The 8,136-nt window shown below is 59.7% G+C and carries 8 protein-coding genes; 5 read left to right on the top strand and 3 right to left on the bottom strand.

Annotated elements, in window-relative coordinates; genetic code table 11:
* The 3 genes from VGY55_05485 to VGY55_05475 form a co-directional block, all read left to right on the top strand.
* Window positions 1-1,152 (top strand): glycoside hydrolase family 172 protein (locus tag VGY55_05485; GenBank protein ID HEV2969425.1); only part of this gene is annotated, 1,152 nt, incomplete at its 5' end.
* A gap of 45 nt (window positions 1,153-1,197) precedes the next feature.
* On the top strand, window positions 1,198-1,563 hold the full coding sequence (locus VGY55_05480; protein HEV2969424.1) for an STAS/SEC14 domain-containing protein: 366 nt from the start codon (window positions 1,198-1,200) through the stop codon (window positions 1,561-1,563).
* A 25-nt stretch (window positions 1,564-1,588) separates the two neighbouring features.
* On the top strand, window positions 1,589-3,112 hold the full coding sequence (locus tag VGY55_05475; protein ID HEV2969423.1) for a DUF1254 domain-containing protein: 1,524 nt from the start codon (window positions 1,589-1,591) through the stop codon (window positions 3,110-3,112).
* Here VGY55_05475 and VGY55_05470 read toward each other — a convergent pair.
* A complete protein-coding gene (locus VGY55_05470) occupies window positions 3,037-3,801 on the bottom strand; it encodes a hypothetical protein (protein ID HEV2969422.1) in 765 nt (254 codons plus the stop codon). The genes VGY55_05475 and VGY55_05470 overlap by 76 nt on opposite strands.
* A gap of 535 nt (window positions 3,802-4,336) precedes the next feature.
* Between VGY55_05470 and VGY55_05465 the strand changes: the two genes are divergently transcribed.
* On the top strand, window positions 4,337-5,587 hold the full coding sequence (locus VGY55_05465) for a hypothetical protein (GenBank protein HEV2969421.1): 1,251 nt from the start codon (window positions 4,337-4,339) through the stop codon (window positions 5,585-5,587).
* Window positions 5,588-5,598: 11 nt separating this feature from the next.
* On the opposite strand, the gene VGY55_05460 is transcribed toward VGY55_05465, so the two are convergent.
* Window positions 5,599-7,086, bottom strand: coding sequence for a di-heme oxidoredictase family protein (locus VGY55_05460; GenBank protein HEV2969420.1), 1,488 nt, complete (start codon window positions 7,084-7,086; stop codon window positions 5,599-5,601).
* A 263-nt stretch (window positions 7,087-7,349) separates the two neighbouring features.
* On the opposite strand from VGY55_05460, the gene VGY55_05455 reads away from it, so the two are divergent.
* Window positions 7,350-7,895 (top strand): carboxymuconolactone decarboxylase family protein, encoded by a 546-nt coding sequence (locus VGY55_05455; protein ID HEV2969419.1) that lies wholly within the window; start codon window positions 7,350-7,352, stop codon window positions 7,893-7,895.
* A 123-nt stretch (window positions 7,896-8,018) separates the two neighbouring features.
* On the opposite strand, the gene VGY55_05450 is transcribed toward VGY55_05455, so the two are convergent.
* On the bottom strand, window positions 8,019-8,136 hold a 118-nt coding region (locus tag VGY55_05450), incomplete at its 5' end, for an IS4 family transposase (GenBank protein HEV2969418.1).

Raw genomic sequence — 8,136 nt, 5'->3', positions numbered from 1 at the left:
AGCGATTTCTTCGGCAGCGGTGTTGGAGTGAATGAACTTCACAATTGGTATCGCACCGTTGCCAAAGACGGCACGATGACCTGCCGCTGGGTGATGCCTTACAAGGAGTCGGGCAAGTTCGTCTTGAGGAATCTTGGAAAGACAGCCGTCACCGTGAAACTCGCCGCCACGATCGGCGCCTGGAAATGGGATGATCGGTCGATGCACTTCCACGCCAACTGGCGGCAACAGTACCCCATCGCTACGCGCCCCTTCTCCGACTGGAACTACGTCACGACTAGCGGCAAGGGCGTCTACGTCGGCGATGAACTTTGCGTGATGCAGCCCGTGAACAAATGGTGGGGCGAAGGGGACGAAAAAGTTTGGGTCGATGGCGAATCGTTCCCCTCGCATTTCGGCACCGGCAGCGAGGATTATTACTGCTACTCGTGGAGCGATCCGCGGCTGTTCCAAACGCCGTTCTCGAATCAGGTTCGCTGCGATGGCCCTGGGACCAAAGGCCAAACCGTCGTGACCCGCACGCGCAACCTCGATGTAATCCCCTTCACGAAGTCGCTCAAGTTCGACATGGAGGTTTGGAATTGGGCGGATACTAAGGTCGCTTATGCCGCGACGACGTATTGGTACGGGATGCCACGGGCGACGAGCAATCGTGGTGCCGAGCCCGCCGAGGCGGCCCGTCCAATCCCGGTCGCCCCGGCGCCCTCATACAAAATCGCTGGCGCCATTGAATGCGAGGATTTGCAGATCGTGCGCCGCAGCCCGAACACGCCGGCCGAATCGCAAAGCGGCGCGCTCTCCGACGGAGAATGGAGCGGCGACGCGCAATTGCTCGTCCGCGGCAACAGGCCGGGGGACTTCATCGAATTGAGAATCCCCGCACCCGAGAAAGGCCCGAAGAAACTGACGCTCTACGCCACGAAGAGTTGGGATTATGGCATCCTGCGATTCAGCGTCAACGGCCGGCAGGCCGGCGCTGACTACGATGCTTACAGTCCCAAAGTGATCCTGACCGGTCCGATCGAACTGGGCACGTTCGAGCCGAAGAACGGTCAGTTCATTCTGCGAGTGGAAGTGGTCGGCGGCAATTCGGAATCGAAGAACGCGAAATCATTCTTCGGCCTGGACGCGGTCACGCTGACGGCGCCGTAGCCGCATGTTCGATGAATTTCAGTTAGACAAAAAGGAGACGTCAATATGATCGAGCAAATCACTGGATTGCCTGCCCACGCGGTCGGTTTCAAGATCAGCGGCAAGCTTCACGACGAGGACTACAAGAAATTCGTCCCCCTGGTGGATGCCGAAATCGCCAAGGACGGCAAGGTGAACGTCCTCGCCGAGTTCCAAGATTTCCACGGCTGGGACGCGAAGGCCCTCTGGGACGACATCAAGTTCTCCAGCACGCACTGCACCAAAATCAAACGGATCGCCCTGGTCGGCGACAAGACCTGGGAGAAGTGGATGGCCGCGGTTTGCAGGCCGTTCACGATGGCTAAGATCCGGTACTTCGATCACGCGCAGCTCGACGATGCCCGCAAGTGGCTCGCATCCGATGAGAAATAGCGATAAACAGGAAAGGAAATCAATCATGCGGAACACGTTGACATTCTGTCTTTCATTGGCCGTCTTGGCAGTCGCCGCTGCGATGCCAGGATGCGAGAACAAGGCTACCGACAACAAGTCGGCCGACAATAAGAGTCCAGCGGCCGACGGCGACAAATCGGCCGCGACGACCACCCCCTCGGAAGCCAAGACGTCGGATTCCAGCACTGCAGCGAAGCCGGCGAGCAATCTGTCTGAAACTGAAGCCAGCGAGATCGCCGCCGACGCCTACGTATACGGCTATCCGCTCGTGACGATGGAAATCACGCGGCGGGTGATGACGAACGTCGCCGCTCCCGAAGGAACGCGGGCACCGATGGGGCAGTTCTCCCGAGCGCGCGAGTATCCCAACGCGTCGTTCCGCGACGTGACCGCCCCGAACGCCGACACGCTCTACACGACCATTTGGCTAGACGTCTCGAAGGAGCCGTGGGTGCTGAGCCTTCCGGAAATGGGCGATCGCTATTACCTGTTTCCCATGCTCGACGGCTGGACCGACGTGTTCCAAGTGCCAGGTAAGCGAACCACGGGAGACAAGGCCCAGAAATACGCGATCACGGGACCGGGCTGGAAGGGAGAGTTGCCCGCGGGGGTCACGGAGTACAAATCGCCGACGAGCATTGTTTGGGTGCTAGGTCGAATCTATTGCACCGGCACTCCGGAAGACTATAAGGCGGTGCACCAGGTCCAAGACCAATGCTCCGTGGTTCCACTCAGCTCGTACGGCAAGCCATATACTCCGCCGGAGGGCAAGGTCGATCCGAGCATCGACATGAAAACGGCCGTTCGCGATCAAGTGAACGCGATGGATGTGGTTGCATACTTCAAGCTCCTCGCCGAACTCATGGAGACCAATCCGCCGGCGGCCGAGGACGCTCCGTTGATCGCCAAGATGGCCAAGATCGGCATGGCGCCGGGGAAGGATTTCGATCGCACTAAGCTGGAGGCCGCTGTTGACAAGGACGTCGCCAAGCTGGGCGTCGAGAAGATCATGGGCTACTTCAAGGAGGCCGGCAAACCGATCAACGGCTGGATGTACTTTACGAAAACCGGCATCTACGGGACAGACTATCTCGATCGTGCGTTGATCACGGCCTTCGGCTTGGGGGCCAATCGACCGCAGGACGCGATCTATCCGACTTCGGAGACGGACGCCGACGGCAAGCCCTATGATGGCGCGAATAAATATGTATTGCACTTCGACAAGGGGCAGATGCCGCCGGTAGACGGCTTCTGGTCGCTGACCATGTACGACGCCAATTACTTCTTTGTCGCCAATCCACTGAACCGCTACACGGTCAGCTCGCGGACCAAATTCAAGGAAAACCCGGACGGGTCAATTGACGTGTACATCCAGCACGAGAATACGGGACCCGACAAGGAATCGAACTGGCTGCCGGCCCCCGCCGGAAAGTTCGTCCTGATGTTGCGGCTTTACTGGCCGAAAGAAATGGACCCCTCGATCCTCGACGGCTCCTGGGTGATCCCGCCGGTGAAGATCGCCAAGTAGCGCGAGTTGATGCAAGAGTCATTGGGCTTCACAGTTACATTGATACGTCGGGTGCCATGCCCACGCGGGCACCGGCGCCAGCGGGTCGGCGTGGGCATGGACGCAGTTGCGGCATGGCCACTCAGAGCAGTGGCCATTGCACCCGTCAAATCAGAGTAGTAGCCCCACTCGTCGGCGCGACTACCAGTTTTTCTGGTTCTCGTCCTCCGCCGCGCGGACGAGCCGCTCGAATTCGCGCAAGTAGCTCTTGTGCATCGGGCGCAGTTTCGCGACCACCTCAGCGATCTGCGCGAGGCCTTCTTGAGCGCTTCGGTCAGGTGATACCGATCCTTGTCCCGGTTGGCGACCAATTTCAACGCGACCCATCCGGCGAATGACGCATAGCCCAGGCCGCTGGCAACACCCAAATCTTCTGGACTCGGCGTAGGCGGAGCGTAGTCGGGATCGCGCGGACTCTTTTCTCCCTCGGGCACGACCTGAATCTCAACCGTTTCGTCGCCCGAGCGAAACACCACGGCGTGCCAGCCGTGCTCCGAGCGATGCTTGATTTCCAGCCCTTCGGCGGCACACTCCCGCAAGAAGTCGTCCAGTCGATCGCGGGTCACTACCACGTCGATATCCAGCGTCGTCACGACGGCTTGATGATGGATTCCCGCCAGGCCGCCGACGATCGCGATCGGGGATTGCATTCTTCGCCTCACGATATGCAATACAGCGAGTGCTTCGGAAAAAACGTTCACGACGCCTCCCTGGACGGCGCGCAACGCGGCCGCTCGGCGAAAAAGCTGTTCGGCGGAAGCGAACAATGATGACTTCATGCAACCATCTTCGATGGGAACTTCCCCGGCGACAAGTCGATTGTAGCCCGGGCAGCCTGTCGCCACTGGGCTCTATTTCGCGAGAGGTAGCCTTCGATCGTCATGTTGAACAGTTGAAGACACTCGACCAAGCGCTCGGATAGGGCGCTGGCAGCAGATGCGAGAATCCTCAATTCGCGCGGCGTTGAAGCTCGCCCAGACGGTAGCATCGAGGTTCGAGACGGATTAAGTGGGGCAAACATTGCCGTTCCTGGCGAGCATACCGCCGGAAAATGCGAAAAATCCGGCGAGGGCCGCGCGAATCGATTATGGCGATTCTTTGTCAACTCCGATAACGCTGATGCCCGGTGAAACCCCGCGCTGGGTCGCCAATTGCCCCCGACCTATTCCCTAATCCGAATCCGTCATGAAAACAGAATTGAAACTCCTCGCGATTGTCCTTTCGCTCGTGCTGGCCGCGCGGCTCGAGCCGGCATTCGGCCAAGGCTACGGGACCGATCTGCAAAACGTCATGGGGCCGGCCTCGGGCGGCATGGCCGGGGTGAGCACGGCGCGGCCGCAAGATGTTCCATCGGCCATCTTCGGCAACCCGGCTTCGCTCACGCAATTCCACGGTACCCAGTTCTCCGAGGGCGGCGGCTGGATCGAAGGCTATCCGACCGTTTTCAACAATGGCAACCTGAACACCGCCAATCCGGGCGTGCCGTTCCACGTCACGTCGCGCACGCAAGGATTCGCCGCAGTCGAAGTCGGCGCCACTCAGGATTTCGAGTGCCTTGGCATCCCGGGTGTGGTGGGGCTGGGGCTGACGGGGCTGAGCGGCGCTGGGGCCGAGTATCGCGGCCGCGCCCCGGCAGGGAGTTTCGTCAACGACATCACCACCGAACTGCTGGTGCTCGGCTTCAACTTGGACACAGCGGTGCAATTGACCGACAATCTCTCCGTGGGCACGGCCTTCACGGTGGGACCCGCGTTCGAGCAGCTTGGGTTCGTCGGCCCGCTAGTCAGCACCTCGATGGTCCACAGTTACGGCATCCGCGGGACGATCGGTCTCGATTACGCTATCAACGAATGCAACGACTTCGGCTTTTACTATATGTCGCCGATGGATTTTCAGTTTCCCGACGCGCTTCGCATCGGCACGACGTATCACGACATCCGAATCTCCCAGCCGGCGACTCTCGGCTGGGGCCTGGCGAACCACGCCTTCATGGACGGCAACCTGCTGCTTGCCGCCGACGTTTATTACAAACTTTGGGAAGACGCCGATCTATATCGCGACGTTTACGTGAATCAGTGGGCCTTCGCCATCGGCTCGCAGCTTACGAACGGAAAGTACAAGTATCGCGCCGGTTATTCCTACAACACCAATCCGCTCAACCATAGCGTCGGCAGCAATCTGGACGGAGTTCCCATCGGCCAATCGGCGGTGCAGCTATTCCAAGCGGCGAGCGTCGGCACGATTAACCAACACCGGATTTCCGCCGGCATCGGCCGTCAGGGTTTTCTCGTTCCGTGCCTCGATCTGGATATGTTCGTCGGCGGGATGTTCCACGCCCACGACACGTTCGGCAGCAATCAAGAATCCGTCGCAGTGTGGTATACCGGCTTGGGTTTGACCTGGCGCTTCGACGCCTGCTGCGGGCATTGCGAATAGCAATTGCCGCCCTATTTCTGCGCGACGAGAATCCGCGCGCTCGGCGCTGCCAGGCTGCTCAAGAACGCGATCATTCTGACTTGCTCTACGATTGGCAAGGCGGCAAACCGCTTGGCCGCCGGCAATGCCTCGCCGCCGTGGGCCTCGATTGCCTCTTGGAGCGTGACGGCTCGGCCGTCGTGCAGATATGGGGCCGAATCGGCCACGCCCCAAAGCGGCGGCGTGCGCCACTGGCGGCGTGTGATCGGAGGCACTTGCACGAACACGTCGGCCGGTCCGCCGTAATAGGCCGTCGTCGCTGCTCCGGGACCAGAAGTCGGATTGGCGCCAGCCGGGTCAGCCAGTTTGGGACCCAGATCGTGGAGCAACAGATCGCTATAAAGGCCATCGACGCTGTCGAGAGTTCGCATGTGGCACGTCGCGCAGCCGATCGAGTTGAAGACTTGCTCTCCGGCGTTCCAAAGTCTTAGCTCGTCGATGTTCTTAGGCTGCCGTTGCGTCGGGCGCGGCAAACTGGCGACAAACGCCGTCAGATCGGCGCATTGCGATTGGGTCAAATCAAGTCCTCTGGCGCGATAGGCTGGATCCATCGGATTGATCCCCTGACTGTGGCCCGGGACCTCCAGGCCAAGTTCGTTCGCGCAAGCCCCCATCACGAACTCTTGGAGTGTCGCTGTCTGTCCGCGCCAGCCGAACTTGCCGGGCGACCCGCCACGCGCCGCGGCGACCTTTCCCTTCACGGTATCACGCCGATTCGCCTGTGCCTTGGCGGTTTCTTGAAGCACTTCGTCGCGAATCTCATCGATCAGCCCCGAGCCGAAAAGCGCTGGAGTGCTGCGCTGGGTGATCGTGAGGTCCACCTGACGGTCCCATTTAAGCATGGCCTTCTCAGTGCTGTAATGTTTGCCCGCACCCTCATAGGCGGCGATCTGCCTTTTCACGAGACTGCGCAAGTTCGCGTCGGGCTCCTTGTCATTCGAGACAAGTCCTAGCAGACCGTGGCGCCATTCGCCGTAGGCCGGATCGGTTCCGAATTTGTGCAGAGTGACGTTGGGACGCACGGAACCGAAGTCCGCGGTAAACGCCGGATGGATGGCGGTCATCCGTTCGGCGAACATTTTGCGATCAAGGTTCTTTTGGTTGGGCGGGGTAACGCTCAATAGATCGACATTATGTTCGTTCGTCCCTGCGCCGCCGGGTCCGATCATTCCATGACATTCCGCGCATGAACGGCCATTGAACACTGGCCCCAGCCCGTCGCCCGTCGGCGTCGCGAAATCGGCTTGCTTCCATCGCTTCAAGAACAGATCTCGGCCGGACTGGATTTGTGCTTCGGTCGGCTCTGGCTTCGCGTTTGCGGCCGGTTGATTTCCGCCAGCCACGAGCCGCCCACCGCCGCCAGCTTGCGCGTAGACGCTGCCGCCTCCACCGACCACGATGAAAACCGCCGCTGAAATGACGATCCAAAAGCGCAATCCGCTCGACAGAACATGGCGCATAAGGCCTCCTTGGGCCGAGAATTGACCCTATCGCGACGCGTTTGGAGATGGGTGAGAAGCCTGTCTCGGCCGCGGCTGCGCCGCCTCAGCACGACCTGCTCTTAATTCGTAGATCGTCGGACTGGTTATTCCATTCGGACCACGTCCATGGGAACGGAAATGCACCCTTCGCGCGGGTCAAGTTCTCCGTCTTTCCTCGTTCGGCGAGCTGCTTCTAGAAATCCTCATTAGATGTACGGTAGACTGATCCAATTGAGGTTCCCATGCGCATCACCATCGACTCGGCACAAGTCGCCAAGACGTTTGCAAAGTTCAAGGAGAATCCGTCGTTCCAAGAGAGCGCGCAGTTATTCGCGCGCGGGCGGCCGGTGCTCGAAATGCTCCAGGCCATGGCGATGAATGAAAACGTGCTGCGGGCGTTCTCCGGACTGGAGAGCATTTATCCGAACGGCACGCTCGAACGCGGCATTCTGGAAAAAGTGATCCTCCGCGTTTCGCAGTTGCATGAATGCCAATTCTGCGTCAATTCGCATCTCGACATCATGCGCTCGCTGGGAATGTCCGACGATCTGACCGCGGCCGGCCTTCATTCCCAGCGCGAGCGATTGGCAGTCGAATATGCGGAGCTGGTCACGCGGGATTCCAATCGAATTCCCGACGATTTCTTCGCCCGGCTCGCTGAATCCTTTAACGAACCTCAGATCGTGGAGCTGACGTTTCTGATCGGCCTGATCACGATGCTCAATCGATTCAACAACGCGCTGGACGTGCGCTACAACGGGGAAATGACGAGCGTGGCGGTTCAATGACCGGTCGAGGGTAGTTGGCTTGCGCTATTCGGTTCCCAGCGTCAGCCCGAGTGGAGCTTCAGACTTGTATTGATATCTTGGGTGCCATGCCTACGGCTCGGCGCTCATCGTTACCCGCAATATTCATGGTCCGCGGGGGAGTCGGTAGCCTATGACCAAGTCAGTGAGCCGACGCCAGCCACGCCAGAGAGTTTTTACACCGGGTTGACCATCATGACGACGGCCGAGAAATCCTCCCAGT

The sequence above is a fragment of the Pirellulales bacterium genome, assembly GCA_035939775.1.
Lineage (GTDB): Bacteria > Planctomycetota > Planctomycetia > Pirellulales > DATAWG01 > DASZFO01.
The sequence above is the reverse complement of the archived record's forward strand: the minus strand, read 5'-3'. Positions and strand labels throughout refer to the sequence as shown.

Coding starts and splice junctions, on each gene's coding strand:
- VGY55_05475 (HEV2969423.1), top strand. CDS start 1,589: ATGCGGAACACGTTGACATTCTGTCTTTCATTGGCCGTCTTGGCAGTC.
- VGY55_05465 (HEV2969421.1), top strand. CDS start 4,337: ATGAAAACAGAATTGAAACTCCTCGCGATTGTCCTTTCGCTCGTGCTG.
- VGY55_05470 (HEV2969422.1), bottom strand. CDS start 3,801: ATGCAATCCCCGATCGCGATCGTCGGCGGCCTGGCGGGAATCCATCAT.
- VGY55_05455 (HEV2969419.1), top strand. CDS start 7,350: ATGCGCATCACCATCGACTCGGCACAAGTCGCCAAGACGTTTGCAAAG.
- VGY55_05460 (HEV2969420.1), bottom strand. CDS start 7,086: ATGCGCCATGTTCTGTCGAGCGGATTGCGCTTTTGGATCGTCATTTCA.
- VGY55_05480 (HEV2969424.1), top strand. CDS start 1,198: ATGATCGAGCAAATCACTGGATTGCCTGCCCACGCGGTCGGTTTCAAG.